Annotated in this window: 22 protein-coding genes and 1 tRNA gene; 11 read left to right on the top strand and 12 right to left on the bottom strand. The window is 58.2% G+C overall.

The genetic code is table 11. From position 1 onward, the window contains the following. Position 1: 1 nt before the first annotated feature. Entirely contained in the window at positions 2-1,996 is a 1,995-nt protein-coding gene (locus RYC18_RS10825) for a sigma-54 interaction domain-containing protein (protein WP_005746424.1), read from the bottom strand. Between the two features lie 193 nt (positions 1,997-2,189). Between RYC18_RS10825 and RYC18_RS10820 the strand changes: the two genes are divergently transcribed. The 3 genes from RYC18_RS10820 (at position 2,190) to RYC18_RS10810 (ending at position 5,016) form a co-directional block, all read left to right on the top strand. After that, positions 2,190-3,212 (top strand): Gfo/Idh/MocA family oxidoreductase, encoded by a 1,023-nt coding sequence (locus tag RYC18_RS10820; protein WP_005746423.1) that lies wholly within the window; start codon positions 2,190-2,192, stop codon positions 3,210-3,212. Continuing rightward, positions 3,209-3,997, top strand: a complete 789-nt coding sequence (locus RYC18_RS10815) for a TIM barrel protein (protein WP_005746422.1) — start codon at positions 3,209-3,211, stop codon at positions 3,995-3,997. Before RYC18_RS10820 ends, RYC18_RS10815 begins: the two co-directional genes overlap by 4 nt. Before the next feature lie 92 nt (positions 3,998-4,089). Further along, entirely contained in the window at positions 4,090-5,016 is a 927-nt protein-coding gene (locus RYC18_RS10810; RefSeq protein WP_005732034.1) for a sugar ABC transporter substrate-binding protein, read from the top strand. A 484-nt stretch (positions 5,017-5,500) separates the two neighbouring features. Here RYC18_RS10810 and RYC18_RS10805 read toward each other — a convergent pair. The 5 genes from RYC18_RS10805 to RYC18_RS10785 all read right to left on the bottom strand — a co-directional run bounded on the left by RYC18_RS10805 (position 5,501) and on the right by RYC18_RS10785 (position 9,178). Further along, positions 5,501-5,576 (bottom strand) — tRNA-Gly (locus tag RYC18_RS10805). 66 nt (positions 5,577-5,642) lie between these two features. Beyond that, on the bottom strand, positions 5,643-6,203 hold the full coding sequence (pgsA, locus tag RYC18_RS10800; RefSeq protein ID WP_002553346.1) for a CDP-diacylglycerol--glycerol-3-phosphate 3-phosphatidyltransferase: 561 nt from the start codon (positions 6,201-6,203) through the stop codon (positions 5,643-5,645). A gap of 32 nt (positions 6,204-6,235) precedes the next feature. After that, positions 6,236-8,059 carry an excinuclease ABC subunit UvrC gene (uvrC, locus tag RYC18_RS10795; RefSeq protein WP_316885855.1) on the bottom strand — a complete coding sequence of 608 codons (1,824 nt, stop codon included), beginning with the start codon at positions 8,057-8,059 and terminating at the stop codon, positions 6,236-6,238. A 2-nt stretch (positions 8,060-8,061) separates the two neighbouring features. Further along, entirely contained in the window at positions 8,062-8,706 is a 645-nt protein-coding gene (gene uvrY, locus RYC18_RS10790) for a UvrY/SirA/GacA family response regulator transcription factor (protein ID WP_002553344.1), read from the bottom strand. A 178-nt stretch (positions 8,707-8,884) separates the two neighbouring features. After that, entirely contained in the window at positions 8,885-9,178 is a 294-nt protein-coding gene (locus RYC18_RS10785; protein WP_005746418.1) for a helix-turn-helix domain-containing protein, read from the bottom strand. A gap of 129 nt (positions 9,179-9,307) precedes the next feature. On the opposite strand from RYC18_RS10785, the gene RYC18_RS10780 reads away from it, so the two are divergent. The 7 genes from RYC18_RS10780 (at position 9,308) to RYC18_RS10750 (ending at position 17,451) form a co-directional block, all read left to right on the top strand. Further along, positions 9,308-9,544: a DNA-binding protein gene (locus RYC18_RS10780; RefSeq protein ID WP_005746417.1), complete on the top strand. Its 237-nt coding sequence runs from the start codon at positions 9,308-9,310 to the stop codon at positions 9,542-9,544. Positions 9,545-10,246: 702 nt separating this feature from the next. Then, entirely contained in the window at positions 10,247-11,329 is a 1,083-nt protein-coding gene (locus RYC18_RS10775) for a 3-deoxy-7-phosphoheptulonate synthase (RefSeq protein ID WP_316885847.1), read from the top strand. An 81-nt stretch (positions 11,330-11,410) separates the two neighbouring features. Continuing rightward, positions 11,411-11,692 carry a peptidylprolyl isomerase gene (locus tag RYC18_RS10770; protein ID WP_002553340.1) on the top strand — a complete coding sequence of 94 codons (282 nt, stop codon included), beginning with the start codon at positions 11,411-11,413 and terminating at the stop codon, positions 11,690-11,692. A gap of 224 nt (positions 11,693-11,916) precedes the next feature. After that, positions 11,917-13,785, top strand: coding sequence for an extracellular solute-binding protein (locus RYC18_RS10765; protein ID WP_316885840.1), 1,869 nt, complete (start codon positions 11,917-11,919; stop codon positions 13,783-13,785). After that, positions 13,786-14,850, top strand: coding sequence for a microcin C ABC transporter permease YejB (locus RYC18_RS10760; RefSeq protein ID WP_016980726.1), 1,065 nt, complete (start codon positions 13,786-13,788; stop codon positions 14,848-14,850). It abuts the gene before it with no gap. Continuing rightward, on the top strand, positions 14,850-15,872 hold the full coding sequence (locus RYC18_RS10755; RefSeq protein ID WP_016980727.1) for an ABC transporter permease: 1,023 nt from the start codon (positions 14,850-14,852) through the stop codon (positions 15,870-15,872). Before RYC18_RS10760 ends, RYC18_RS10755 begins: the two co-directional genes overlap by 1 nt. Before the next feature lies 1 nt (position 15,873). Beyond that, positions 15,874-17,451: an ABC transporter ATP-binding protein gene (locus RYC18_RS10750; RefSeq protein WP_029240837.1), complete on the top strand. Its 1,578-nt coding sequence runs from the start codon at positions 15,874-15,876 to the stop codon at positions 17,449-17,451. A gap of 48 nt (positions 17,452-17,499) precedes the next feature. Here the strand turns inward: RYC18_RS10750 and RYC18_RS10745 are convergent, their stop codons facing one another. After that, on the bottom strand, positions 17,500-18,669 hold the full coding sequence (locus RYC18_RS10745; protein WP_005746411.1) for a PilT/PilU family type 4a pilus ATPase: 1,170 nt from the start codon (positions 18,667-18,669) through the stop codon (positions 17,500-17,502). A gap of 123 nt (positions 18,670-18,792) precedes the next feature. On the opposite strand from RYC18_RS10745, the gene RYC18_RS10740 reads away from it, so the two are divergent. Further along, positions 18,793-19,068, top strand: a complete 276-nt coding sequence (locus RYC18_RS10740) for a peptidylprolyl isomerase (protein WP_002553334.1) — start codon at positions 18,793-18,795, stop codon at positions 19,066-19,068. A 74-nt stretch (positions 19,069-19,142) separates the two neighbouring features. Here the strand turns inward: RYC18_RS10740 and pgm are convergent, their stop codons facing one another. The 5 genes from pgm to RYC18_RS10715 form a co-directional block, all read right to left on the bottom strand. Then, on the bottom strand, positions 19,143-20,789 hold the full coding sequence (gene pgm / locus RYC18_RS10735; RefSeq protein ID WP_005746410.1) for a phosphoglucomutase (alpha-D-glucose-1,6-bisphosphate-dependent): 1,647 nt from the start codon (positions 20,787-20,789) through the stop codon (positions 19,143-19,145). Between the two features lie 115 nt (positions 20,790-20,904). Next, the gene (locus RYC18_RS10730) at positions 20,905-23,232 is read right to left on the bottom strand and encodes an ATP-dependent DNA helicase (protein WP_005776979.1); all 2,328 of its coding nucleotides are present in this window, start codon (positions 23,230-23,232) and stop codon (positions 20,905-20,907) included. Between the two features lie 105 nt (positions 23,233-23,337). Next, a complete protein-coding gene (locus RYC18_RS10725) occupies positions 23,338-24,744 on the bottom strand; it encodes a PLP-dependent aminotransferase family protein (protein ID WP_005776978.1) in 1,407 nt (468 codons plus the stop codon). A 91-nt stretch (positions 24,745-24,835) separates the two neighbouring features. Continuing rightward, on the bottom strand, positions 24,836-26,338 hold the full coding sequence (locus RYC18_RS10720) for a hypothetical protein (protein ID WP_010197391.1): 1,503 nt from the start codon (positions 26,336-26,338) through the stop codon (positions 24,836-24,838). Positions 26,339-26,724: 386 nt separating this feature from the next. Continuing rightward, positions 26,725-26,952 (bottom strand): hypothetical protein, encoded by a 228-nt coding sequence (locus RYC18_RS10715; RefSeq protein ID WP_135187567.1) that lies wholly within the window; start codon positions 26,950-26,952, stop codon positions 26,725-26,727. Between the last annotated feature and the right edge of the window lie 22 nt (positions 26,953-26,974).

Below are 26,974 nucleotides of genomic sequence, written 5' to 3'. Positions count from 1 at the left end.
GTCAGAGCCCTCGAAAATCGGCGGCGTTCAAGCCGAATCGACTCATTTTGTTGTACAGCCCGCCGCGGGAAACGTTCAGCTGTCGAGCAGCGAGGCGAATGTTGCCTCGGGTGCTTTCGAGCGCCGCAATAATCGCGTGCATTTCGTGGGTGCCAAGGTCATGGGCCGCCAAAGGTACTGGCAGCCGGCCCGGCACCGCGGGGCCGCTCCGCTGCCTGATTTCAAGGGGCAGATCGGCGGGCTGGACGAGCTCACCCGTGGCCAGATTGGTCGCGCGCTCAATGCTGTTTTCCAGCTCTCGCACGTTGCCCGGCCAGCTATAAGCCACCAGCAATTCCAGGGCTTGCGCAGAAAGCCCCAGCACTGACTTGCGCAATGAACGGGCACAACGATCAAGAAAATGTTGCGCCAGCAAGGCAATGTCTTCCCTACGCATACGCAGCGGCGGTACGGTCAGGTTGAGCACGTTGAGTCGGTAATACAGATCTTCACGAAAGGCGCCTTCGGCCACTGCCTGACTCAAGTTACGGTGAGTGGCGGCAATGATGCGTACATCCACTGGTCGCGAGCTTTTCGCCCCGACCCGGGTTACTTCGCCCTCTTGCAACACCCGTAACAGGCTGACCTGCGCGTCGAAGGACATGTCGCCGATCTCATCAAGAAAGATCGTGCCGCCATCGGCCAGTTCGAACTTGCCCGCCGACCCGCCTTTAGCCGAACCCGTGAATGCGCCCTCGACATGGCCGAACAGCTCGCTTTGCACCAGGTCCCGGGGAATCGCGCCACAGTTGACCGCTACAAAAGGCCCGCTATTGCGGTCACTCGCATTATGGATCGCCTGGGCGAACAACTCCTTGCCGGTGCCGCTTTCGCCAAGAATCAAGGTGGTGGAATCGCTGCGACTGGCGATCCGCCCGAAATGCACGGCATCTGCAATCGCCCGTGAACGGCCCTGAATGGTCTCGAACGTGTAACGGGCCTGAGTGCCGATAATTCGCCGGGTGATCTCCCGAATGCGCCGATTTTCTCGCAGCGACACCACGCGCCCGCCCTGCTCCAGTGGGCATACCGAAACCAGACAGGACAACTGGCTGAAATCATGCAGTTCAAAGGTGCAGTCCAGGTCCCGCAGCCCTTCACCGATACGCGCCAGAATCTGTCCGTTCAAATCACTGCGTCCCAGACGCTGGAACGGGCTGCCCAGCAAATCCAGGCCGACCCGAAAAAGCTGCCGGGCATAGCGATTGAGCGCTTTTATACAGCCTCGTTCGTCCAGTACCACCAAACCTTCGTTGAGCACTTCGAGCACGGTTTGCTGTTCTTCCAGCAGCGCCTGCAAGGCCATTTGCCGCGAGACGGCCTCGGCCGCCGCCTGGACAGTGCCGAGCGTATGAAAATGGAACCAGCCAGGTTCTGCGGTCAGGGTCAGCATCGCCAGGGTCTTGCCTTGGGCATTGCGGATGGGCGCCGCAGCGCAATGCATTCGCCGCTGACGAAGGCCTGTACCGAAGTTTTCCTCTGCCAGTACATACACCAGGGAATCTTCAGCCAGGGCCAGCCCGGTGCAGTTGGTGCCCTGCACCGACTCCAGCAAACGCGTACCCACCGGCGTCAGATCCAGCCCGCAAAAATACAGTGTGGTGCCCTCAGCATCGGTGAGGTTGATATGGCCTCTCGGGTTATAGGCAAGCAAGCCGCGCATCACTTGAGCTGCTGCGGCAATCAAAACCCGATTGGCCGCCAGAGTAGCCGCAAGGTGTTGAGGGTCGACAAACCGGTAGTCGCGGTCTTCAGGGTTCACGCCGCCTGCGATGCTGCGTCCCCAGGAATCCCAAATAACCTTCCTGACCGTCGCCGGGCGCTCGTCAACGCCACTCAGGCGCGCCCGCCAGGCCTGCTCCAGTTCGGGTATGGGACCGCTGTTGAGTGCCACAGTCCCCAATGCGGTGAGGTATCCGAGGTCTTGCACGCTGAAGGTCGCAGACGGTGAGGACATTGATGTATCCATGTTTATATATTCAACATGTCAGTATAGACATGTCATTAAAATGAACACTTTTTGACTGGAAATTTTTAATAAACGTTTAAAATCAATAGCTTAAGTTATGGCATAGCCTTTGCTCTTCCCCCTTTGCCCGGCGCGCTTACGGCCGGGAAATAATCGAACAACAATTAAAAAGGGTTATTTCATGAGCAAAAAAATTCTCCGCCTTGGTCTGATTGGCGCCGGCCGCATGGGCAGCTTCCACGGCCAGACCGCCGCCCACCATGTTCCCGGTGCCTGCCTTGCGGCCATCGCCGACCCCACTCCGGGCCAGGCGTCGCGTCTGGCCGCAGAGTTAGGGGTAGATCGGGTTTACACCGACCCTCAGCAATTGCTGGACGACCCAGACCTGGATGGCGTGCTGATCGCTGCCCCCGCGCGCAGCCACGCAGAATTAGTCATCAGCGCGGCGCGGGCCGGCAAGGGCGTTTTTTGCGAGAAACCCATGGCGATCACTCTCGAGGAAGCCGACCGCGCTATCGCTGCGGCCGCCGATGCCGGCGTGCCCTTGCAAGTCGGTTTCAACCGTCGCTTCGCCAAAAGCTTTCGTACGGCTCATCTGAACGTGGTTGAGGGGCGTATAGGTACACCGCAACTGTTGCGCTCGTTAACCCGCGATCCTGCGCTGAACAATCCGGCAGCCTCGCCGCAATGGGTGATCTTTCTTGAAACGCTGATTCATGACTTCGATACCCTGCGCTACCTGAACCCCGGTGCCGAGGCAGTCAGCGTGTTCGTTATGGCTGATGCGCTGATTGCACCGGATTACAAGAACAATGGGTTTCTGGACACAGCGGTGGTGATGATCCGTTTCGACAACGGTGCCATTGCCACCGCTGAAGCCAGCTTTCAGGCGGTCTACGGTTACGACGTCCGGGGCGAGGTCTTCGGCAGTGCCGGCATGTTGACTATGGGCAACGTCAGTGAATCTGATCTGACCCGTTATCTGGCCAATGGCATACAGGCCGACTCCCAACGACTGGACACCGACCTGCTGCGTGACGCCTACATCGCCGAACTCAATCATTTTGCCGACTGCCTGCGTACCGGGGCCAAACCCCTGGCCAGTGGCGAAGATGCCCGAGCGGCGCTGGCCATTGCCCGCGCCTGCATCGAGTCGTTCCAGCAAGGCCGACCGGTGGCGGTGTCACGAGGAGTCTGCGCATGAGCTCCATACCGTTCACATTAGCGGTCAGCGCCGAGATGGTGTTCCTGGATTTACCCTTCACCGAGCGTGTCAGGCGTATTCACGAGCTGGGCTTCAGCGCCGAAATATGGAGCTGGGCCAATAAGGACATCGCAGCGCTGGCTGCCACAGGGGCGAATTTCACCTCCATGACCGGCTACACCCACGGCAATCTGACCGATGCCGACGCAATCCAGCACCTGCTGGACAGCGCACGCGAATCCCTCGCGGTTGCCGCCCGGCTCAATTGCCCGAGCCTGAACCTGCATGGCACGGGCCTTGACGACAAAGGTCTGCCCGTCAATCCGGTGGCTCATGTCAATGGACGCATGTGGCTGAGTGCCTGCAAAACGCTGGAAAAACTCGCTCGCCTTGGCGAAGAGGCCGGCCGGGTATTCTTGCTGGAAAACCTGAATACCGAGGTCGACCACCCCGGCACCCCGTTCGCTCGCGCTGAAGACACATTGGCCCTGATCGAAGCCGTGGGCAGCCCGCACCTGAAAATGAACCTGGACCTTTATCACGCGCAAATCGGCGAAGGAAACCTGATCGAACTCGTCCAGCGCTCAGGCAGCGCTATAGGAGAAATCCAGGTCGCCGACGTCCCAGGTCGCCAAGAGCCTGGTACGGGTGAAATTCATTATCCCGCCATTGCCAGAGCGTTGTTCGATATGGGCTACACGGGTGTCGTCGGGCTTGAAGGCTGGGCCAGTGGCAACAGCGAAGCAGCACTGGAACGCTTCAAAAAAGCCTTCACCCTGGCTTGAGGAACACCTTGGCAAGCTCTCGTGAAAAGCGCTGGAAACGTTCATGACAGGTCTTGGTGAACGTCACACATAACAACAAAAGGAAACGTCTCATGCCCTTCTGCAAACTGTTTATCGCCGTGCTGTTACTGGTTTCCAGCCAATGGGCTGCTGCGAGCTACCGAATTGGCGTCACGATCGCCAGAGTCGACGATAACTTCATGACATATGTGCGCAGCGGTCTGGAAGAAGCTGCCAGAAAAGAGAATGTGCAGCTCCAGTTCGAGGACGCTCAAGGCGATGTTGTTCGCCAGATCAATCAGGTTCAGGGCTTTCTCAGCCAGAAAGTGGATGCGGTCATCGTCTTGCCGGTGGACACCGCCGCCACGGCAAATATGACCCGCGCAGCAGTCGAGGCAAAGATGCCACTTGTCTACGTCAACCGTCACCCGGATGAGCGCGTCTTGCCCAAGGGCGTTACCACCGTGGCGTCCAACGACATTGAGGCAGGACAATTGCAGATGCGCTATCTGGCAGAAAAGATGGGAGGCAAAGGTACTATCGCGCTCATCATGGGTGACCTTGCGCAGAACTCGACACACGACCGCAGCGAAGGCGTCAAACAGGTGCTCAAGGACTATCCGGGCATAACGATCGTCGAGCAGCAAACAGCGGAATGGCAACGTAACAAAGGTATGGACCTGACCAGTAACTGGCTACTGGCGGGCAGAACCTTTGATGCCATCGTGGCCAATAACGACGAGATGGCCATCGGCGCCGCCATGGCGTTACAACAGGCTGGCAAAGCGAAGGGGGAAGTTGCAATTGTAGGCATTGACGGCTTGCCTGATGGCCTGGCGGCAATTAAACGTGGAATGCTGGCAGCCTCGGTGTTTCAAGACCCAAAGGCCCAAGCGACCACAGCTCTGCAATCGGCCATAAAAATGATCAAAGGCGAGCCGGTCGATGCCGAGGTCTGGGTGCCCTTCCAACTCATTACACCGGAGCAGGTAGCGGTGTTCGAGCAACATTATAAATAGTAGTCGGGAAGGCGAGTATCGAATGGTGGGATGGACGCCCTGACCAGATGAGTTTCGAAGTTCAGAGGCAACGCATGGCATGGGCTACCAAGCCGGGTATCGAAACTGGCGTAGAAGGTGTGCGCTGGGTACAGCGCTGCCAATAACGATACCGCCTGGGTGAACTATTAAAGCGCTGACTGCCGGGTTTTTTACCCGGCAGGATGGCTGCCCTGCCGGCGATTCAACCGACAGTGGCTTCCTTGCCGAAGTCTTCGTAGGTGCGCAGCGGGTGCCCGATAATGGCCTCCAGCCGGTCTACTGTTCCTTCGACTGCTTGAGGTGGCGACGGCTATATGGCTTCGGACGCCAAAACTGCTTCAGACAATCAGAAGTACATCACAAGAAAGTAAACCCGGGATATTTACCACAAAAACGAAAAAAGACGCCTAAGCGTCTTTTTTGTTAATCCCATATGCCTCTTGTGCATACATGGATTTATATTTGGAGCGGGAAACGAGACTCGAACTCGCGACCCCGACCTTGGCAAGGTCGTGCTCTACCAACTGAGCTATTCCCGCATTGTCTTGATGACGGGCGCTATTCTAGCGTTTCAGAAAGCTGAGTCAAGCCCTTGATTCAAAAACTTATTTTTTTTCTGCCGTAGTCTTGAGGTGCGGCCATGCGGCTCTGAGGTATTGCACCATCGACCACAGGGTCAGCCCCGCTGCAACGAGCAGCAATGCGTAACCGAGAATCACCCAGATCGTGATCGCAGGTGGGTTGCCCAGCAGAATGACCAGCGCGAGCATTTGCGCCGCCGTTTTCCATTTGCCCATATTGGAAACGGCAACCTGCGCACGCGCGCCGATTTCCGCCATCCATTCGCGGAGTGCAGAAATGACGATTTCGCGACCGATGATCACCGCTGCGGGCAGCGTCAACCACAGATTGGCATGCGCCTGAACCAGCAGCACCAGTGCAACGGCCACCATCAGTTTGTCTGCTACCGGGTCGAGAAAGGCGCCAAAGGGCGTACTTTGTTCAAGACGGCGGGCCAGATACCCGTCGAGCCAGTCGGTCGCCGCAGCGAACGCAAAGACTGCACTGGCGGCCATGTAGCTCCAGTGATAAGGCATGTAGAACAGCAAAATGAAGATCGGAATCAATAAAACGCGTAGTACGGTGATCAGATTAGGGATATTCATCGGCACAACTGGCTACGAGGTGAGCGGGCATTCTACTCGCTGTGCAGGTTTGCATAAATCGACTCTGCCAGCTTTTTACTGATTCCGGGTGCTTTTGCGATTTCATCAATGCTGGCACGGGACAATTCCTGTAATCCGCCGAAATGTTTGAGCAGGTCACGACGCCGGGTCGGCCCGACGCCTGCAACGCCCTCAAGGGTCGAGGTGCGCCGGGTCTTGCCGCGCCGCGCGCGGTGACCGGTGATTGCGAAACGGTGGGCCTCGTCGCGAATCTGCTGGATAAGGTGCAACGCTGGAGAATCGCCGGGCAGCGTGAATTCATGTGCTGCGTCGTTCAGGTAAAGGGTTTCAAAGCCCGCCTTGCGCGTGGTGCCCTTGGCGACACCGAGCAGAATCAGATCAGGCACCTGCAATTCATTGAGCACATCACGGGCCATGGACATCTGGCCCTTGCCGCCGTCCACCAGCAGCACATCCGGCAACTTGCCCTCCCCGGCCTTGATGCGGCTGTAACGTCGGGTCAAGGCCTGGTGCATGGCGGCATAGTCGTCGCCCGCCGTTACGCCTTCGATATTGAAACGCCGGTAATCGGACTTGATCGGGCCTTCCGGACCGAACACCACACAGGACGCTACGGTCGCCTCACCACTGGAGTGGCTGATGTCGTAGCATTCGAGGCGCATTGGCGGATCTTCAAGCCCCAGCACCTTGGCCAGCGCTTCGAACCGCGACGCAACATGCTGACGGTTGGCCAGCCGCGCAGTCAGTGCCTGCTCGGCATTGGTGACCGCCATTTGCTGCCAGCGCGCCCGGGTGCCGCGCACGCGATGACTGATAACCATCTCGACGCCGCGCAGTTCTTCGACGGCGTCGACGAACGCAGGGAAATCGTCGTTGATGACATTGACGATGACTTCGCCGGGCAGCTCACGGTCGATGCCGCCGAGGAAATACTGAGCCAGGAATGCCGACATCACTTCGCCGACCTCCTCTTCTATGCCGACCTGCGGGAAGAAGTTCTTGCTGCCCAGCACCCGCCCGCCCCGCACGCTGATCAGGTGCACGCAGGCACCGCCAGGGTTGACGAACGCGGCGACCACATCGACATCGCCGGTACCGCCGTCCATGCTTTGCTGATCCTGGACGCGGCGCAACAAGGCGACCTGATCGCGCAACTCGGCTGCGCGTTCGAAGTCGAGCGCCATCGCGGCTTTTTCCATGGAGGCGTTCAGTTCGTCACTCAGGGCATTGCTGCGTCCCTCGAGAAACATCACCGAGTGACGTACGTCCTCGGCATACACCTCAGGCTCGACCAGCCCGACACACGGCCCTTTGCAACGTTTGATCTGATATTGCAGGCAAGGACGCGTGCGGTTCTTGAAGTAGCTGTCCTCGCACTGCCGCACCTGAAAGGTCTTCTGCAGCAGGCTAAGGCTCTCGCGAATCGCGCCGGCACTCGGGTAAGGCCCGAAATAACGGCCCTTGGCTTTTTTGGTGCCGCGATGAATGCTCAGTCGCGGGTAGTTACCATCGGACAGAAACACATAGGGATAGGACTTATCGTCACGCAGCAGAATGTTGTAGGGCGGCCGCCACTCCTTGATGAGGGTCTGCTCCAGCAACAGCGCTTCAGTTTCGTTGCCCGTGATGGTCGTTTCAATCTGGGCGATGCGCGACACCAGCGCTCCGGTCTTGGGCGCGTGTCCGGTTTTGCGAAAATAGCTGGCAAGACGCTTCTTGAGGTTCTTGGCCTTGCCGACGTAAAGCAGTTTAGCTTCGGCGTCGAACATACGGTAGACGCCGGGACGACCGCTACAGGTCGCGAGAAATGCACTTGGATCGAATGTCTGGGTCATGTTCAGGCGCTGGCATCAACCATGCCGTGACGTACAGCGAGCAAAGCCAGTTCAACATCACTGCTGATCGAGAGCTTTTCAAAGATACGGTATCGGTAGGTATTAACGGTTTTCGGTGACAGGCACAGCTTGTCCGAGATGGTCTGGACTTTCTGGCAGCCGACAATCATCAGGGCAATCTGGATTTCACGCTCGGAAAGCAGATCGAACGGCGAATTGTTGACCTGCGGCTGAAACGACTTCAAGGCCAACTGCTGGGCAATCTGCGGGCTGATGTAACGCTGACCGGCAAACACCAGGCGAATGGCCTGGACCATTTCGGCAAGCCCCGCACCCTTGGTCATGTAGCCGGCAGCACCTGCCTGCAGCAAACGGGTCGGAAACGGGTCTTCTTCACAGACAGTGACTGCGACGACCTTGATATCAGGGTGGCTGCGCAGCATCTTGCGCGTCGCCTCCAGCCCACCGATGCCCGGCATCTTGACGTCCATGAGTACAACGTCAGGCTTGAGCTCGCGCGCCTTCTTCAGTGATTCCTCGCCGGAATCAGCCTGCCCGACAACCTGCAGACCGTCTATGTCGGCCAGCATGCGTGTGATGCCTGTCCGGACAAGATCATGGTCATCGACAACTAGCACCTTAATCAAGCAGACACCTCGCGCAACGGTCATAACGAATGCCAATCACCATAACAAAAACAATGAGTCAGACCTAGCACTGCGAACTCAGACTCTCGACAACTTGACGGTGGGTGCTTCGAGAACGACGGAAAAAAACCGCAGGCCGCAGAAAAGCAGGCTGCATGTCCGCCTCGCAATGCCTGCCCTAAGGAAGCTTTTCAGGAGCGGAAAGCTCGGCAATGGTCGTCGTCAAACGCCTGATCGCATCCTGATCATCCTTGGCCAACACCCGGTAATTACCCAGAATCTTTTCTTCGATCACACTGAGGTTGTCAATCGGCACCGGCGTGCGCGCTCCCGTCAGCACATAGAGCACATCCACACCTTTGGCCGCCACCGCAGCCAGGTAATCGGCCTTGGGCGCGCGATCACCATTTTCATACTTTCCCTGGGCGTTAGCCTCAACTCCCCCTATTTCACCGAAGGTACGCTGAGACATGCTCAGACGCTCTCGTTCTTTTCTCAGCCGACAACCGATTCCACTCATTTGAATCTATGATCCTGTTAAAGCCATCCTAACGAATGTTAGAATCCCGCGGAATTGAATAGATTTGAACGGTTTTGAACTATGCCCGGAATACGCACTGCCGCACAAGCCAAGGCCTGGCTCGAACAACAGGGAAAATCTGTTCAGGCATTCGCTCGGGAAAACAGCATTGATCCGGCGACAACTTACCAGGTGCTGGCAGGCCGCAAGAAAGGCAGGCGCGGTGAAGCGCATAAGGTAGCCGTATTGCTGGGCATGAAGATCGGGACCATCCCGAACATGCAAACCCCGCAGGAAGAAGTAATGGGTGAAGAGTAGCTGATCCTGCCGGAGACTGCAGGCGCAATATGTAGAAGCCTGGCCGAACCATAGCCTGCCGCCAGGTAACTGTCATCAGCCGTTGAGCGGTTTACCCCTCGCCCTCTGGACCACCACGTCAATGCTCGTAGCCATTGATAATCCTGGTGATTGAATTTTCCAATTGAATGCGCCGCCGCTCCTGAAGTAAGCTTCGGAGCAATCAACGGAGACCCACCATGCTGCAATCCACTTCATCACTGCTTAAAGCGGCTACCGGCATTTCCTGCCGTGCATGCGCTGTGGCTGTGCGGGTTGCCTCGGTGAATGCTCCTGTTCAGCTTAACTCTTATTATGGGTATTGGTTTAGCCACTGGCGCGCCTGATACCCATCCGGCGCCCACTTCAAGGGGACGCCAACCAGAGAATTCTCTACCCCCGGTCGGCTTCCCGACCGGGGGTTTTGTTTTTTCAGGGTCAGGCATTTTCAACCCTTCCTAAATATCACGCTGCACATTGAGGACTAGGACATGAATTACGCCACTTATTACCGCAACGACATCGACTTCGCCTGGCGATTTAGCCATCTCCGTTCGGGACAGCCTGCCGCCTCCGTTCGGTCACTGCCAGGTGGCAACCACAAACGCCCGGCCAATACGGCCCTTTGTCGAACACCCCAGTAGGTCTGCGCGGTACTGCACCGCCAGCCCAGGAAGCCAGAATATGAATTCGTCCGTTGCCGTAAAACCGTCCGACCTGTCCAGTCATGCCGTTGCTCTGGCAGACAACAGCCCCTCCTCAAAACGTCTGCCCGGCACGCTTGAACTGAAAATGCGCCTGCCACTGAATGCAGCGCTGACCGAACAGGTTGCTGCCCATCGCCGCGCCGTACGCGCCATCCTTGAAGGTGAAGACTCGCGACTACTCGTTATCGTGGGTCCTTGCTCGATCCATGACCCGCAATCTGCTCGTGAATATGCCGAGCGACTGGCCGGCCTTGCGGCACAAGTCAGTGATCAGATGCTGCTGGTGATGCGCGCCTACGTCGAAAAACCGCGCACGACAGTGGGCTGGAAAGGCCTGGCGTACGATCCCCATCTGGACGGCAGTGACGATATGGCTGAAGGCCTGGCGCTGTCGCGACAATTGATGCGTGACATGCTGCAAATGGGTCTGCCGATTACCACCGAGATACTGCAACCCATGGCCGCGGGCTATTTCGATGACCTGCTCAGTTGGGTCGCGATCGGCGCACGTACCACCGAGTCGCAAATCCATCGGGAAATGGCCAGCGGGCTGCCCATGGCAGTCGGCTTCAAGAATGGCACTGACGGTGGCGTCGCGGTGGCCAGCGATGCAATGCGTTCAGCGGCGTATCCGCATCGCCACTTCGGCATGGACGGTCACGGTCATCCGGCAATCATCCAGACGCAGGGCAATCCGGACACTCACATTGTGCTGCGCGGCGGCCACAGCGGCCCCAACTACGATGGCCAGAGTGTCGCTCGGGTGCAGGCCAGCCTGACCAAAAACAATATCGCATCGCGAATCATGGTCGATTGCAGCCACGCCAACAGTGGCAAGGACCCGTCATGCCAGCCCCACGTCTTTAACGATGTTCTTGAACAGCGCCTGGCCGGCAATACCTCACTGATCGGCATGATGATCGAGAGCCACTTGTTCGACGGCTGCCAGGCATTGGGCGGGACGCTGCAGTACGGCGTTTCGGTCACCGATGGCTGCCTTGGCTGGGAAGGCACCGAACAGCTATTGCGTCACGCGGTTGACCGTCTGCGTTACAGATAAACAGAGCGAAGGAACTTTGTCGGGAAATACCGCACTGAATCCGGTAGGCTGTTTCTTTTTTTTCACAGGAGATTATTCCCCATGGCTAAAGCCACTGCCCGCCACATCCTTGTTTCGAGCGAAGAAAAATGCAACGAACTCAAGGCTCAGATCGAAGGCGGCGCTGATTTCGCTGAAATCGCCAAGGCCAACTCCAGCTGCCCATCGAGCCGCCAGGGCGGTGACCTGGGTTCGTTCGGTCCAGGCCAGATGGTCAAGGAATTCGACACTGTCGTATTCAGTGCTCCGGTGAACACCGTTCAGGGTCCGGTAAAGACTCAGTTCGGCTACCACCTGCTGGAAGTGACCAGCCGCCAGGACTGATCCTGCTGCGCTGAGTACCAGACGGCTCATCTTCGGATGGGCCGTTTTTGCAGGTGGCCGTTAATACCGTTGCCTGCTCGTAGCAGCTTGGCGAAGCGACCATTTGTCTGTAGAAGATACCGCGACGCAGATGCCTGAGCGCTGCCGGGATTTTCGTCATACCTTGACAGCCAGTCGCCTTTAACCCTGACATTCGCTTGCGGACGTCAGTCAGGATTCGAGTCATGCGTTTTGTTTTTTCATCGTTGCTCGCCTTGACGCTGACCTTCGTTGGCGTTGTTCAATCGCTGTCTGCAGCACCACAGCACGCACTGACCGTTTACGGCGAGGCCCCGCGCTACCCTGCCGACTTCAAACATTTCGATTATGTGAACCCGGACGCCCCGAAAGGCGGCAGCATGCGCCGCTCGGCCATTGAAATAGGTCAGTTCGATCACTTGATGCCGTTTACCGACAAAGGTATGGGGGTTTCGCAGATCAATGGCCTGCTCTATGCCCCGCTGGCCATACGCTCTATGGATGAGCCTTATACGGTCTACGGACTTGTCGCCGAGAAAATGGAGCGTGGTGCAGACGGCCTTTCCTTGCGCTTTTACCTCAACCCGAAGGCGCGTTTCGCGGATGGCACCCCGATTACCGCCGACGACGTCAAGTACACCTACGAACTGCTGATGACCCAAGGCAACATGCAATACCGGACCCAGTTTGAGGCGGTCAAAGGCCTGGAAGTCGAATCCCCCTTGCAGATCCGTTTCGACTTCAAGCACAGCGACAGCCGCACCCTGCCCCTGGACCTCGCTTCACTGCCGGTATTCCCGGAGCACTGGTGGAAATCCCGCGACTTCGCCAGTGGCGCGGGGTTTGAAGTTCCTCCGGGCAGCGGGCCTTACACCATCAGCCGTGTCGACCCGGGGCGCACCGTCACGTTTCAACGTGACCCAGGCTGGTGGGGCAAAGACCTGCCGGTCAGCAAAGGCCTGTACAACTTCGACACCTTCAGCATCGAGTATTTCGGCGACATTGACGTGGCACGCACGGTTCTCAAGGGCGGGGCCTACGACTACAACCGCGAGTTTTCAGCGACCGGCTATTCAATTCGTTATGACGGCCCGGCACTCAGTGACGGTCGCTTGCAGAAGGCCCAACTGGCCAAGGGCGCGGTGCAAAGCTCACAGGGCTTCGTATTCAACCTGAGCCGACCGATGTTTCAGGACCGCCGCGTGCGCCAGGCGCTGTCGCTGCTCTGGGACTTCGAATGGACCAACCGGCAGTTGATGCGCAACATGTACATTCGCCAGGACAGCTTCTTCTCCAACTCGGAGCTGGCTGCCAGCGAGCTGCCGACTCCCGCCGAACTGAAAATCCTTGAGCCGCTGCGTGGCAAGGTCCCTGACCAGGTGTTCGACAGCGTGTTCAAGGCACCAAAAACCGATGGCACAGGCTTCATTCGCGACAAGCAACTGCAAGCACTGGCGCTGATGAAAGAGGCTGGCTGGAAGCCGCAGGGCGACCAACTGGTTAATGCTCAGGGCGAACCCTTCAGCTTTACGTTTCTCAACGCACAGAACGGTTTCGAAAGGATGCTGCTGCCCTACAAACGCACGCTGGCGCAGATCGGCATTCATTTTGATATTCGTCGCATCGATTCCGCGCAATACCTCAACCGAGTAATGGCCCGCGATTACGACATGATTGTCACCGGCTACCCGGTATCTACCTCGCCCGGGGCCGAGTTATACAACAGCTTTGGTTCGAAAGTAGCGATGGACCCAGGTTCCAGCAATTACATGGCACTTCAGGACCCCGCCGTAGACACCCTGATTGCAGGCCTGCTCAAGGCTGACAACAAGCAGACCATGACCGACTATGCACATTGCCTGGACCGGGTACTGCAATGGAATTACTACTGGATTCCCAACTATTACCCGCCAGGCTCCTCCACCGTCTGGTGGAACCGTTTCGGCATTCCGAAAATCCAGGCCAGCAACAATGAAGCCATCGAAACATGGTGGGAAATCAGCCCGACGCCATTGACCAATGAGCAGTTCGCTGAAAAACGCGGTGCTTCAGCCATCGTTTCGGAGATGCACTGAATGCTCGGCTATATTTTGCGTCGCCTGCTGCTGATCATCCCTACTCTGCTGTGTATTTTGCTGGTCAACTTTTTCATCGTGCAGGCCGCGCCGGGCGGCCCTGTCGAACAGGCTATTGCGCGCTTGCAGGGAATTGGCGGTGCGACCGTGGGCGCGGGGGCGAGCGAATCGGCCGATGCCGGACACTCCCGAGCGTCCCGAGGACTGGACCCGGTACTGATCAAACAGATCGAACATCAATACGGTTTCGACAAGCCCTTGCATGAGCGGCTCTGGCTGATGCTGAAGAGTTACGCCCGACTGGATTTCGGCAACAGCTTCTTTCGCGGTGCCACGGTGACCGACCTTATTCTGCAAAAAATGCCGGTCTCCATATCATTGGGCCTCTGGGCGACGTTGCTGACCTACCTGGTATCCATCCCGCTGGGTATTCGCAAAGCGGTCAAACATGGCAGTCAGTTCGATATCTGGAGCAGCACCGCGATCATCATCGGTTACGCCACGCCAGCCTTCCTGTTCGCCATGCTGCTGGTGGTGGTGTTCTGCGGTGGCACGTCACTGAACTGGTTTCCGGTGCGCGGGCTGGTCTCGGACAACTTCGAGCAACTGACCACCGTCGGCAAGATCGCTGACTATTTCTGGCATTTGGTGCTGCCTGTTTCAGCGCTGGTGATCGGCGGTTTTGCCACACTGACCCTGCTGACCAAACATTCCTTTCTCAACGAAATAACCCGTCAGTATGTGACTACCGCCCGCGCCAAGGGTATGAGCGAGCGGCGCGTGCTCTATGGCCATGTGTTTCGCAATGCCATGTTGCTGGTTGTGTCGGGTATTCCGCAGGCGTTCATCAGCGTGTTCTTTGCCGGTTCGCTGCTGATCGAAGTGATCTTCTCGCTGGATGGCCTGGGCCGCATGAGCTATGAAGCGGCCGTTTCGCGGGATTATCCGGTGGTGTTCGGCTCGCTGTTCATCTTTACCGTCTTCGGCCTGCTGATAAAACTGATTGGCGATGTCTGCTACACGCTGGTTGACCCCCGAATCGACTTCAGCGCGAGGAATGCATGATGCGTAGCCTCTCGCCGCTGGCCCGTCGCCGTCTGGAGCGCTTTCGCAGCAATCGCCGGGGCTGGTGGTCGCTTTGGCTATTCTGCGCGCTGTTTGCCCTGACTCTGGGCGGCGAGCTGATCGCCAATGACAAACCGCTGATAGTCAGTTACCAGCACTCGCTCTACTTTCCGGTGTTCAAGCGCTACACCGAGCAGCAATTTGGCGGCGAACTGCCCTTCCAGCCGGATTACCGCAGTGACTACGTGCGCCAGCTGATTACCAAGGGCGACGGCTGGATGCTGTTTCCGCCAGTCCCGTTCAGTGACGACACACCTAACTATGAGCTGACGACACCAGCGCCTAGCCCACCCTCTGCAAGCAACTGGCTGGGTACAGACGATCAGGCGCGCGATGTACTGGCTCGAGTGATTTTCGGTGCGCGCATTTCAATTCTATTTGCCCTGGTGCTGACCTTCATCAGTGCCTTGATTGGCATCTCTGCCGGCGCGCTGCAAGGCTATTACGGCGGCTGGGTAGACTTGCTCGGTCAACGTCTGCTGGAGGTCTGGTCCGGCTTGCCTGTGCTGTACCTGCTGATCATCCTGTCAGGCTTCGTCGAACCCGATTTCTGGTGGCTGCTGGGCATCATGGCGCTGTTTTCCTGGCTGACGCTGGTTGATGTCGTGCGCGCCGAGTTCCTCCGTGGGCGCAACCTGGAGTACGTCAAGGCAGCGCGTGCACTGGGCCTGGGGGACCGGAAGATAATCATGCGTCACATCCTGCCCAACGCAATGACTGCGACGCTGAGCTATCTGCCGTTCATCCTCACCGGTGCCATTTCGACCCTGACCGCTCTGGATTTCCTGGGCTTCGGCATGCCAGCGGGCAGCGCTTCACTGGGCGAACTGATCGCCCAGGGCAAGCAGAACCTGCAAGCGCCCTGGCTGGGCCTGACAGCGTTCTTTGCCCTCGCGTTGATCCTGACGCTGTTGGTATTCATAGGCGAGGCGCTGCGTGATGCCTTTGACCCGAGGTCCTGATATGCCGGAAAACCTGATCGAAATTCGCGACCTGAGCGTTGCGTTCAGCGGGCAAAAGGTCGTCAGCAACCTGAGCCTGGACGTACGCCGCGGTGAATGCCTGGCGCTGGTGGGTGAATCCGGCTCTGGCAAGTCCGTCACTGCGCACTCGATCCTGCAACTGCTGCCGCACAACGGTACGCTGACCACTGGCAGCATCACCTACCGGGGTCAACAACTGGTGGGTGCCGACCAGCGCACCCTGCGCGAGCTGCGGGGCAACCGCATTGCCATGATTTTCCAGGAACCGATGACCTCGCTGAACCCGCTGCACAGCGTGGCCCGACAGATAGGCGAGACGCTGCTGCTGCATCGCGGCATCAGTGGCCGTGAAGCGCAGAAACGCATTGTCGAACTGTTGGAAATGGTCGGCATTCAGCAGCCGGAAAAACGCCTGAAAGCCTACCCGCACGAACTGTCCGGAGGCCAACGCCAGCGGGTGATGATTGCCATGGCGCTGGCGTGCGAGCCGGAACTGCTGGTTGCCGACGAACCGACCACTGCGCTGGACGTCACCGTGCAACGCAAGATCCTCTTGCTGCTCAAGGAGCTGCAGCAGCGCCTGGACATGTCGCTGCTGCTGATCAGTCATGATCTCAATCTGGTTCATAGCGTGGCGCAGCGCGTCTGCGTCATGCGTGCCGGCGAGATTGTCGAGCAGTCCGATTGCAAATCGCTGTTCAAATCGCCGCAGCATCCTTACAGCCGCCTGCTGCTGGATGCCGAACCTGCGGGCGAGCCGCTGCCACGCGACACGCGGGAAACGGTTCTGCAGGTCGATAACCTGAAAGTCTGGTTCTCCCTGACCGGCGGCATTCTGCGGCGGCACAAGGAGTACCTCAAGGCGGTGGATGACATCAGCCTGAGTATCGAGCGCGGCAAGACCCTCGGTATCGTTGGCGAATCAGGTTCCGGCAAGTCGACACTGGGCCAGGCGATCCTGCGCCTGCTGGAATCACGCGGCGGTATCCGCTTCCGCGGGCAGGCGCTGGACGGCCTGAGTCAGAAAAAGATGCGCCCGTGGCGTAAAGAGATGCAAGTGGTCTTTCAGGACCCTTACGGCAGCCTCAGCCCGCGCATGTCAGTGGCGCAGATCATCAGTGAAGGACTTGAGGTGCACAGCCAGTTCGCCCCTGCCAAATGCGATGCCGAAGTCATTCGGGCGCTTGAAGAAGTCGGCATCGACCTGCAGAGCCGGCATCGCTACCCCCATGAGTTTTCCGGTGGCCAGCGTCAGCGTATCGCCATTGCACGGGCGCTGGTGCTGAAACCCGCGCTGATTCTGCTCGACGAGCCTACCTCGGCGCTGGACCGCACCGTGCAGAAACAAATCGTCGCACTGCTGCGCGAGCTTCAGGAAAAGCACGGCCTGACGTACCTGTTCATCAGTCATGACCTGGCGGTGGTCAAGGCGCTCGCCCATGATGTCATCGTGGTAAAGGACGGCAAGGTTGTCGAGCGCGGTGCCAGCCACGATGTGTTCGAATCACCGCAGCACCCCTATACACAGGAATTGCTGGCTGCTGCGCGCCCTGAATAATCTGGTCCACAATGAAGCTTCTGCCCGGAGCGCAGGAGCTTCACCGATTTACGCCTGCGGCCCCGGCGCGTCGTCATCGACCAGCCCCCACTCGGCGGTACTTGCCGTGCTGCTGCCGGTCGGGGCCGGGGGCGGCGTCGTCAGGCTGGCGACTCCGCCTTCACTGTGCAGTTTGAGGCGCAGACGAACGTTGTTCTGCGAGTCGGCATTCTTCAGCGCCTCCTCCTCGCTGATCGCCCCCTCGACGGCCAGATTGAACAACGCCGTGTCGAAGGTCTGCATACCGAGGCTGCCGGATTTCTCCATGATGCCCTTGAGTTCGGTCAGTTCATTGCGCTGAATCAGGTCGCGAATGGTCGGCGTGCCCATCATCACTTCAACCGCTGCGCGACGTTTGCCGTCCGGGGTTCTAACCAGCCGCTGGGACACGAACGCCTTGAGGTTATTGCCCAGGTCATGCAGCAACTGCGCACGACGCTCTTCCGGGAAGAAGTTGATGATCCGGTCCAGCGCCTGGTTGGCGTTGTTGGCATGCAGGGTCGAGATCGCCAGGTGGCCGGTGTCGGCAAACGCCAGCGCATGCTCCATGGTCTCGCGATCACGAATTTCGCCGATCAGAATCACATCCGGAGCCTGACGTAACGTGTTCTTCAGCGCCGCGCGGAAGCTTCGGGTATCAACCCCCACTTCGCGCTGGTTGACGATGGACTTCTTGTGCCGATGGATGAATTCGACCGGGTCTTCAATGGTGATGATATGGCCGCTGGCGTTGCGATTTCGGTAATCGATCAGCGCCGCCAGCGAGGTCGATTTGCCCGAACCGGTGGCACCGACGAACAACACCAGCCCGTGCTTTTCCATGATCACATCGAGCAGTACGGGCGGCAGGAACAGGTCCTCGAAACGCGGAATATCCAGCTTGATATTCCGCGCGACGATCGACACCTCGTTACGCTGCATGAAGATATTGATCCGGAACCGGCCGATGCCCGCCAGCGAAACAGCAAGGTTCATCTCCAGTTCGCGCAGGAATTCGAGCTTCTGCTCCTCGTCCATCAGCCCTTGGGCGATCACCGCAACCTCGCCCGGCTTGAGGGTTTCACTGCCCAGCGGCTTGAGCACACCGTTGAACTTGGCGCACGGAGGCGCTCCGGTGGAAAGATACAGGTCCGATCCGTCCTGACTGGCCAGAATCTTCAACAGCGCCGGAAAATCCATAATCAATACCGTACAAAATGAAGTAAATAGACGACGACCGTCATGACGGCACGCGTGACGCACGGGCGTCGCTCAGCAAGAGCAGGCATAATGGCAGCCTTTTGCAGCAGGTGATATTGCGACATGAAAGCCCAAGCCCGCCATATTCTGGTGAAAACCGCCGAAGAGGCCGAACAGCTCAAGCTGCGCATTGCCAAGGGTGAGGCGTTTGACGTGCTGGCTAAAAAGCATTCTAGCTGCCCATCCGGCAAACGTGGCGGTGATCTGGGCGAAGTCCGGCCAGGGCAAATGGTCGGTGCCATCGATCAGGTGATCTTCAAGAAGCCGCTACGCGTGGTGCACGGCCCGATCAAAAGCAAATTCGGTTATCACCTGGTGCAGGTCTTCTATCGCGACTGAGCCACAGGTCAAAAGCTGAAAAACCCCGAACCGGTTGAGGTTCGAGGTTTTTCGGGCCTTGACGAAAGCAGTGATTATTTCGGCGAAATCGCCCCGTCCACCAGCACTTGAGCTTCTGCTACCAGGCGCTTGAGGTGATCTTCGCTGACAAAACTCTCGGCGTAGATCTTGTAGATGTCCTCGGTGCCTGAAGGGCGTGCCGCAAACCAGCCGTTTTCAGTCATGACTTTCACGCCACCGAACGCCTGATCATTACCCGGCGCGTTGCTAAGCACCTTCTGAATCGGCTCCCCCGCCAGCTCGGTGGAAGTCACCTGCTCCGGCGACAGCTTGCTCAGCAGCGCCTTCTGCTGCGGGTTGGCCTTGGCGTCGACGCGGGTCGAGAACGGCTCGCCCAGCTCGTCGGTCATGGTCTTGTACGTTTCGCTTGGGTCACGACCGGTACGGGCAGTCATTTCCGCAGCCAGCAAGGCCGGAATCAGACCGTCCTTGTCAGTGGTCCAGACCGTACCGTCGCGGCGCAGGAACGAGGCGCCGGCGCTTTCTTCACCGCCAAAGCCCAACGAACCCTCGAACAGGCCCTGCGCGAAATACTTGAAGCCGACCGGCACTTCGTACAGGCGTCGACACAGGCGCGCAGCCACACGATCGATCATGCCGCTGCTGACCACAGTCTTGCCGACTGCCGCATCGGCGCGCCACTCAGGACGGTTCTGGAACAGGTAATCGATGGATACCGCCAAGTAGCTGTTGGGCGTCATCAGGCCACCGCTCGGGGTCACGATGCCGTGGCGGTCGTGATCCGGGTCACAGGCAAATGCCACTTGATAACGGTCCTTGAGACCGATCAGGCTCTGCATGGCATGGCTGGAAGACGGGTCCATACGAATCTGGCCGTCCCAGTCGACGGTCATGAAGCGGAACGTAGGGTCGACAAATTTATTGACCACATCCAGATTCAGGCCGTAATGCTCGCCAATCGCCGACCAGTAGCTCACCCCGGCCCCGCCCAGCGGGTCGACACCAAGACGCAGACCCGAATTGCGGATGGCGTCCATGTCGATCACGTTCTTAAGGTCGGCCACGTAGGTGTTGACGTAATCATGGCGGTGCGTGGTATCGGCACGCAGCGCTTTTTCATGGCTGATGCGTGAAACGCCAGTGACTTTATCGGCCAGCAGTTCGTTGGCCTTGTTCTCGATCCACTTGGTGATATCACTGTCAGCCGGGCCGCCATTGGGCGGGTTGTACTTGAAGCCACCGCTTTGCGGCGGGTTGTGCGACGGCGTAATGACGATGCCATCAGCCAGCCCCGAAGTACGGCCACGGTTGTAACAGATGATGGCGTGAGACACCGCAGGGGTTGGCGTGTATTCATCGCCTTGCGAGATCATCACCTCTACGCCGTTGGCAGCCAGCACTTCAAGAGCAGTGGCAGCGGCTGGCGTGGACAACGCATGGGTATCAGCGCCAAGGAACAAAGGGCCGTCGATACCATTTGCCTTTCGGTACAGGCAGATCGCCTGGCTGATAGCCAGCACGTGCCATTCGTTGAAGCCCAGATCGAACGACGTGCCACGATGTCCGGAAGTGCCGAACGCAACGCGTTGAGCAGGTACCGATGCATCAGGTTGACCGGTGTAGTAAGCCGTGACCAGTCTCGGAATATCGACCAGTAACTGCGCAGGTGCCAGCTTGCCGGCGAAAGGACTGAGACTCATACAACCTCCACTAAGAAATGAAATACGGAGAAAAAATAAAGACTTGCTGCAGGTAAAAACATAATCGATGCGGCAGTTTACTGGCAGTTCGACAGCGCTGCTTGAGTATCGATCCCTAAGCCGTTGACGTTTCAGGCCGCCACCACGCCGGAAACAGCTGCTTGACCTTGTGCTCGGCAAAACGATCGTCGATCAGCATCACCACGCCACGATCACTCTGGCTGCGGATCACCCGCCCCGCGGCCTGCACCACCTTCTGCACGCCGGGGTAAAGATAGGTGTAGTCGTAGCCAGCACCGAACAGTGCAGCCATGCGCTGCTTGAACTGCTCGTTGACCGGGTTGAGCTGCGGCAGCCCCAGGGTGGCGATGAACGCGCCGATCAACCGTGCGCCCGGCAAGTCGATACCCTCACCAAAGGCACCGCCCAGTACGGCAAAACCGATGCCCTGACTGCTCAGGGTAAAGCGGTCGAGAAACGCGTGACGCTCACTCTCGCCCATGCCCCGCGCCTGCTGCCAGAGGGTGATGTGCGGATGAGTCTGCGCCATCAGTTCAGCCACTTGTTGCAGGTAATCAAAACTGCTGAAAAACGCCAGGTAGTTACCTGGCCGCGCTTCGAACTGCTCCGCCATCAGCTCGACAATCGGTGCCAGCGAGGCCTGACGATGAGTGAAACGGGTGGAAATGCGGCTGACAATCCGCACGTCGAGTTGGTCGTGACTAAACGGTGATTCCACATCGATCCACGCTGTGTTGACCGGCAGCCCGAGCAGGTCCGCATAGTAATGCCGCGGGTTGAGCGTTGCGGAAAACAGCACGGTGCTGCGCGCAGCGGTCAGGCGCGGACGGATGAAGCGTGCTGGAACCACGTTACGCAGGCTGAGGCGCGACAGAATGCGCTTGCCGCCCGCCTCGCGCCGGGTGATGTCGAATATAAAATGCTCGTCGAACAGCTCGGCGATGCGTGCAAAGCCGATGGCTTCCAGATAGAAACCCTGCAACGTGCCATCCACTGCCTGCGGGTGCTCGTTGAAATGATCACCAATGGTCGAGATGCACTGGTTCAGGCTGCCGATGAGTTTTTCCGGTGCCGCCGAGTACGCCTGATAGGCAGCGGGCTGCACTTTGTGCAGCGCATTCCATTGCCGGTCGAGACGCTGCAAGGCTTTTTTAACGGGTTCGGGCGACGTCTGGATCAGGGCTTTCAACTGGCTCTGATCAAGACTGGCGCTGTACATCTGCCGGGCCCGCTCGACCATGTTGTGCGCTTCGTCGACCAGCACCGCCACGCGCCACTGATTGAGCTGGCCGAGGCCGAACAGCAGCGCACTGAGGTCGAAGTAATAATTGTAATCAGCGATTACTACATCGGCCCAGCGTGCCAGTTCCTGGCTGAGGTAATACGGACAGACCTGATGCCGCAATGCGGCCTCGCGCACGCTGGCCTGATTCAGCCAGGGCGACTCAAGTGCAGCGGCGCGGGCCGCTGGCAGACGATCGTAAAAGCCATTGGCCAGTGGACAGGAATCTCCGTTACAGGCCTTGTCCAGATGCTCGCAGGCCTTGTCCCGCGCCACCAGTTCCAACACCCGCAGCTTTAGCTCCGGCACACTGTGATTGATGACCTCAAGCGCATCCAGTGCCAGCCGACGCCCGGGAGTCTTGGCGGTGAGGAAGAAAATCTTGTCAAGCTGCTGACCGGGCGCCGCCTTGAGCAATGGAAACAGCGTGCCCACCGTCTTGCCGATGCCCGTAGGTGCCTGAGCCATCAGACAACAGCCGGTGCTCACCGCCTTGTACACCGACTCGGCCAGCACCCGTTGCCCGGTTCGAAAGGACGCGTGAGGGAACTTCAGGCTGCCCAGCGTCTTGTGCAGCGCCTGCGTATGCGCCATCTGTTGCTGCGCCCAGCCGAGGAATATCGTGCACTGTTGCTCGAAGAACTGTTGCAGCGTCGTTGCACTGAATGGCTCGCGAATCAGGGTTTCCTGCTCGCTGACAATGTTGAAATACACCAGAGCCAGCGTCACTTGTTCAAGTTGCAGACGCTGGCAAAGCAGCCAGCCGTAGACCTTCACCTGTGCCCAGTGCAATCGACGATGGTTGGCGGGCATCGCATCCAGCTCGCCGCGATAGGTCTTCACTTCTTCCAATTGATTGCGACCGGCGTCGTACCCGTCCGCCCTGCCCCTTACCGTCAGCTCGCGATAATCGCCACTCAACGACAACTCGGCCTGATAATCAGCGCCACGACGCGACGCGACCGTGCGGTGTCCGGCAATCCCTTCCTGAGCCGTGGGTGATGGTGTGAAGCGCAGGTCAAGATCGCCGACCTTGGCGGTGAACTCGCACAGTGCGCGCACGGCCACGACATAATGCGCAGGCGAGTCGCTGATGAGGGCTTGCCCGGAATCGGGTTTTACAGGGGCGGTCGGAGTCACTGCGCTGGGAAGCCGTAGGTTGTGAATACTGGACAGGCGTCCAGTTAACAGCCTTGAATCACGTCTGGCAAACATAAATGGATCGACGGCTTGCGATGTCAGTGCCTAGTGCAGACGCGCCTGCGTTAACGCTCCTCCCAACGCGGCCAGGCGCGCGGCCGGATCCTGACCCCAGTCGATGGCGTAGCTGACCCATAAATGCTGCCCATAACGGTTTTGCAGGCTGAACAGCTCGCCGGGAGTAATGACGATGCGCTGGGCCAGCAGCCTGTCGAAGACCTGGCGCATGTCTACGGGATGCATGCTCTCGGCCCAGACGCCGCAGCCGCCCTCGGGTACCTGATAACGCAACGCTCCACCCGTCTGTTCATCCAGTTGTTGTGTCATCGACTGCATGCGTCTGACCAGCGTTTCTCGCAACGCCACCAGTTGCCTGTCCAGACGCCCACTGCTGCACAATCTGGCAATCGCCCGCTGACGAATCGGCGGCAGTTCGAATGCTCGCAGCCAAAAATACTGCTGCCAGCGCACCTCAAGGGTTTTGCACAGCAGATAGCCGTAAGGGGCTTCAGGCCCAAGACTCTTGTCAAATGCGCCGATAATCACCAGACGCTGCGGGTCAACCCAGTGGCGCAGAGGGATCTGCTCGTAAGCAAATTGCAAACCCGCATGGCTGTCATTTTCCAGCACCCAGACTTGATGGCAATTTAACGCTCGCGCAACGGCCTCGCTGTTACCCGGAGGGCGCATGCTGCCTCGCACCGGGTTCAGTAAAGAAGGCAACACGGCAAGCCGGATATCATTGTCGCGCAACAGGTTATCGAGTCGCGCAGGATCAAGGCTGCCGGTCTCGTCCAGTGGCAGCTCGATAACGCGAATGTCGAACGATTGCAGCAAGCGCAGCAACGCCCAGGCGCAGGGCGACTCCACCAACACCACAGTGCCACGCAGCCCCAACGTTTCGATAACGGCCTTGAACGCCCCATGCAGGTCTGGGGCGATATAGACATTGTCAGCGTGCCAGCAGTGTTCTGCATCGCGGGTGTAGCGGGCTGCCAACGCGGTGCGCAGCTCTGGCTCGCCAAACGGCTGAAAACCTGGCTCCCGCAGGCGCGGATAATGCCGAGTCAGTTCTCGCTCCATTGCCGGTAGCGAACTTTCCTGTGCATGCAGAAGGGTCGGTTCATCGCAACCCAGCAGCGACATGCCCGGACGACTGGCGTTATCGCACAGTACGTGTAACAGATCGCCATCGCTGTCAGAACATGCCCGCCCCGCCCTGTTCCCGCTGCACGGTGCCGAGTAATAGCCCGACTTGGGAAGCGAATAGACGCGCCCTTCCTTTTCCAGTAGCGAATAGGCGCTTTGTACTGTGGATATAGATACGCTCAGTCGCTGCGCCAGCTGTCGCAGTGATGGCATCTTCAGCGCCAGCTCGCCTTGTTGCTGGTCGACCAGCCGCACCAGATAGCGGTAAACCGCCTGGTAAGCAAAATCCATGTTGTTTTTCATCCAGGTATCCGCCGCTCAGCCAGACCAGACTTTAGAAAGTCGCGACATGACTGATGCCGGTTGCCGACAGCAGCCATGATCCGAAACCGGTTCAGCGCCCGGAAAGCATCTCGACCACTGCCTGACCGGTCGCCGGGTCAACGGTCATGATTCGGCGTTTGTCAGGATCGGCAGCGCGAATTCTGGCGATGATTGAATGCGGGTCATCGAAGTTCACCCGTTGTTTGCCGTAAAGGTTTTGCAGCGATTGGAGGCTCAGACCGCTGATATCCACCAGCCACTGCATCACTTGATCCGGGGCCGTCGAGCCCGAGAGCACCTTGTGCAGATCCGGCAGTGCCACCAGCATGCCGGGATGGCAGCGGCGCAGAAATGATTCAAGGCCATCGCCCTGATTGACGAATGGCGAGAACAGCATGCAGACCAGTTGAGTCTCGTTCAGGCCAAACCCCTCCTGAGCGAAGCCTGAGGCCAGCTCGCGACGCGTCTCGATTCGCGCCCGCCCGGCATAAGCGCTGAGCGCCTGATCAATCAATCGTGGCGGCATCTGCTTTCTGCGCATCAGCGATGTTGCCAGCTCAAGGTATTCGGCTATCCCGTCGGCATAATTGCGCTCTTGCAGGTACTGCGCAGTCAGGCCCCGCATATGAGCCATCAGCAAAGGATTGGCGCAATCGGACTCACTGAAGCTGAACGACAGATCATCGAAGCGGAAATCAAGGAATTCAGTCAGCAGGTTCCAGTGCTCGTCTGCCTTGCAACTGACCAGATCGGCGATGGTGATAAAGGCTGGCGCGTTGGCTTTTTCAGGAACCGCTATGGATCGGTTTGCCCGCGGGCTGTCTTCGCCGTCCCCGTACAGTTCGTGGTAATACGCCTGGCCGATCGTGTCGATGACCTTGAGTACGCCAGTCAGCGTCTGGTTGCCCCAACTGCCCGTGTACTGCCCGGTGCGCTGGGCCAGACGCATGATCCACGTCGCGTACTGCCGCTGCTCCCTGCGTGAATCGCCGCTGACCACAGCATCGACACCGTTACCCCAGCTCAACGCGCGCCCCAGAAATTCCGCCAGCCCCAGATAGCAGGTATTGCAAAACGTGGTGCGCGCGTCACCTGCGGACAGATGTCCACCGAGCAGCATGTCCAGGCGATTCTGCTCGCGCCCTGCGCTGGAAAAAGGCAGATCCGGCTCGAAGGCCTGGGTGTACTGGTTGTCGATCACCAGCGTTTCGACGCGCGGGTCGTCATACAAAAACAATGCTGAATAGGTGCGGTTGATGTTATCCATCACCGCGGGTGTCATTCCCGCGTGGCGTCGATTGGCGACCCGCAAATTGAACGTACCGGGCGATCGACAGGCAATGCTCAACTGGGCGGCGCGCAAAAAGGCCAGCGTGTAGGCACTGTCCTTGCCACCGCCGAACGCCACCAGCACCTTGAAACCGGAAATCCGCTCGATCCCGCCAGCCGCGACAATCAATCGCTGAATCAACAACTGCAATGCCGTGCGTTCCGCACGGGTGAAATACCCCAGCAAACGTTGCAATACTTGCTGATAGACGTAATTCATTGCCTGTTCGTGGATAGAGCTCATTGTGTGTCACCTGCCTGTCGCTCAAGACGCGACACGGTGCAGGCAGAACATTGAACATCAAGCTGACAACCAAGTTTATAGTCGAGCATGACTCATTCCCTGAGTGGTAATTACCGACGCATTATCAATATCTTCAAAACAATTACAATAGACAGTTTTCTTTTGAAAACAACGCAGAATGTTTACATAAGGCGGCCGTATTAGACAACGCGTTTAAACGCCCCACTCATTCAGCAGCCAAGAACTTATTATTTTGCCAATTATACTCCACGCCAGATCCCTCTACAGGAAGCTCTCGGCGAGCAGGAGCGTATCGACATACAATGATGCTTTTACTCTGCCCTGTAGGAAACACCAGTGGCATTGTGCGCATTCTGACAGATTGATTAAACTTTAATACTCATGTCGCCCACAGCTCCATATTTACCTTCGTCCAGCGGAACTGAACCGGTACTTTCAATGAAGCCATAAAGAGCATCGTGCCCGGCGCGGCATTGTCGAGGTGAAATATCACACAGCCGGCATTCAATTGTCTCGATCATCGCCAAAGGTTCTAAGCGGCACTCACCGACATCGACCCACTCTGTCCTAAGCTTGATCAATGCGCTCTGCATTAAAGACGCACAAGGAGTTTTC

The sequence above is a fragment of the Pseudomonas syringae group sp. 247E2 genome, from assembly GCF_032587795.1.
GTDB lineage: Bacteria > Pseudomonadota > Gammaproteobacteria > Pseudomonadales > Pseudomonadaceae > Aquipseudomonas > Aquipseudomonas amygdali.
This window is presented reverse-complemented; position numbering and strand designations above follow the sequence as displayed.

What these genes read in the sequence shown, in the direction of transcription:
- RYC18_RS10825 (WP_005746424.1), bottom strand. Translation starts at nt 1,996, where the DNA reads ATGTCCTCACCGTCTGCGACCTTCAGCGTGCAAGACCTCGGATACCTC.
- RYC18_RS10820 (WP_005746423.1), top strand. Translation starts at nt 2,190, where the DNA reads ATGAGCAAAAAAATTCTCCGCCTTGGTCTGATTGGCGCCGGCCGCATG.
- RYC18_RS10815 (WP_005746422.1), top strand. Translation starts at nt 3,209, where the DNA reads ATGAGCTCCATACCGTTCACATTAGCGGTCAGCGCCGAGATGGTGTTC.
- RYC18_RS10810 (WP_005732034.1), top strand. Translation starts at nt 4,090, where the DNA reads ATGCCCTTCTGCAAACTGTTTATCGCCGTGCTGTTACTGGTTTCCAGC.
- pgsA (WP_002553346.1), bottom strand. Translation starts at nt 6,203, where the DNA reads ATGAATATCCCTAATCTGATCACCGTACTACGCGTTTTATTGATTCCG.
- uvrC (WP_316885855.1), bottom strand. Translation starts at nt 8,059, where the DNA reads ATGACCCAGACATTCGATCCAAGTGCATTTCTCGCGACCTGTAGCGGT.
- RYC18_RS10785 (WP_005746418.1), bottom strand. Translation starts at nt 9,178, where the DNA reads ATGTCTCAGCGTACCTTCGGTGAAATAGGGGGAGTTGAGGCTAACGCC.
- RYC18_RS10780 (WP_005746417.1), top strand. Translation starts at nt 9,308, where the DNA reads ATGCCCGGAATACGCACTGCCGCACAAGCCAAGGCCTGGCTCGAACAA.
- RYC18_RS10775 (WP_316885847.1), top strand. Translation starts at nt 10,247, where the DNA reads ATGAATTCGTCCGTTGCCGTAAAACCGTCCGACCTGTCCAGTCATGCC.
- RYC18_RS10770 (WP_002553340.1), top strand. Translation starts at nt 11,411, where the DNA reads ATGGCTAAAGCCACTGCCCGCCACATCCTTGTTTCGAGCGAAGAAAAA.
- RYC18_RS10765 (WP_316885840.1), top strand. Translation starts at nt 11,917, where the DNA reads ATGCGTTTTGTTTTTTCATCGTTGCTCGCCTTGACGCTGACCTTCGTT.
- RYC18_RS10760 (WP_016980726.1), top strand. Translation starts at nt 13,786, where the DNA reads ATGCTCGGCTATATTTTGCGTCGCCTGCTGCTGATCATCCCTACTCTG.
- RYC18_RS10755 (WP_016980727.1), top strand. Translation starts at nt 14,850, where the DNA reads ATGCGTAGCCTCTCGCCGCTGGCCCGTCGCCGTCTGGAGCGCTTTCGC.
- RYC18_RS10750 (WP_029240837.1), top strand. Translation starts at nt 15,874, where the DNA reads ATGCCGGAAAACCTGATCGAAATTCGCGACCTGAGCGTTGCGTTCAGC.
- RYC18_RS10745 (WP_005746411.1), bottom strand. Translation starts at nt 18,669, where the DNA reads ATGGATTTTCCGGCGCTGTTGAAGATTCTGGCCAGTCAGGACGGATCG.
- RYC18_RS10740 (WP_002553334.1), top strand. Translation starts at nt 18,793, where the DNA reads ATGAAAGCCCAAGCCCGCCATATTCTGGTGAAAACCGCCGAAGAGGCC.
- pgm (WP_005746410.1), bottom strand. Translation starts at nt 20,789, where the DNA reads ATGAGTCTCAGTCCTTTCGCCGGCAAGCTGGCACCTGCGCAGTTACTG.
- RYC18_RS10725 (WP_005776978.1), bottom strand. Translation starts at nt 24,744, where the DNA reads ATGAAAAACAACATGGATTTTGCTTACCAGGCGGTTTACCGCTATCTG.
- RYC18_RS10720 (WP_010197391.1), bottom strand. Translation starts at nt 26,338, where the DNA reads ATGAGCTCTATCCACGAACAGGCAATGAATTACGTCTATCAGCAAGTA.
- RYC18_RS10715 (WP_135187567.1), bottom strand. Translation starts at nt 26,952, where the DNA reads ATGCAGAGCGCATTGATCAAGCTTAGGACAGAGTGGGTCGATGTCGGT.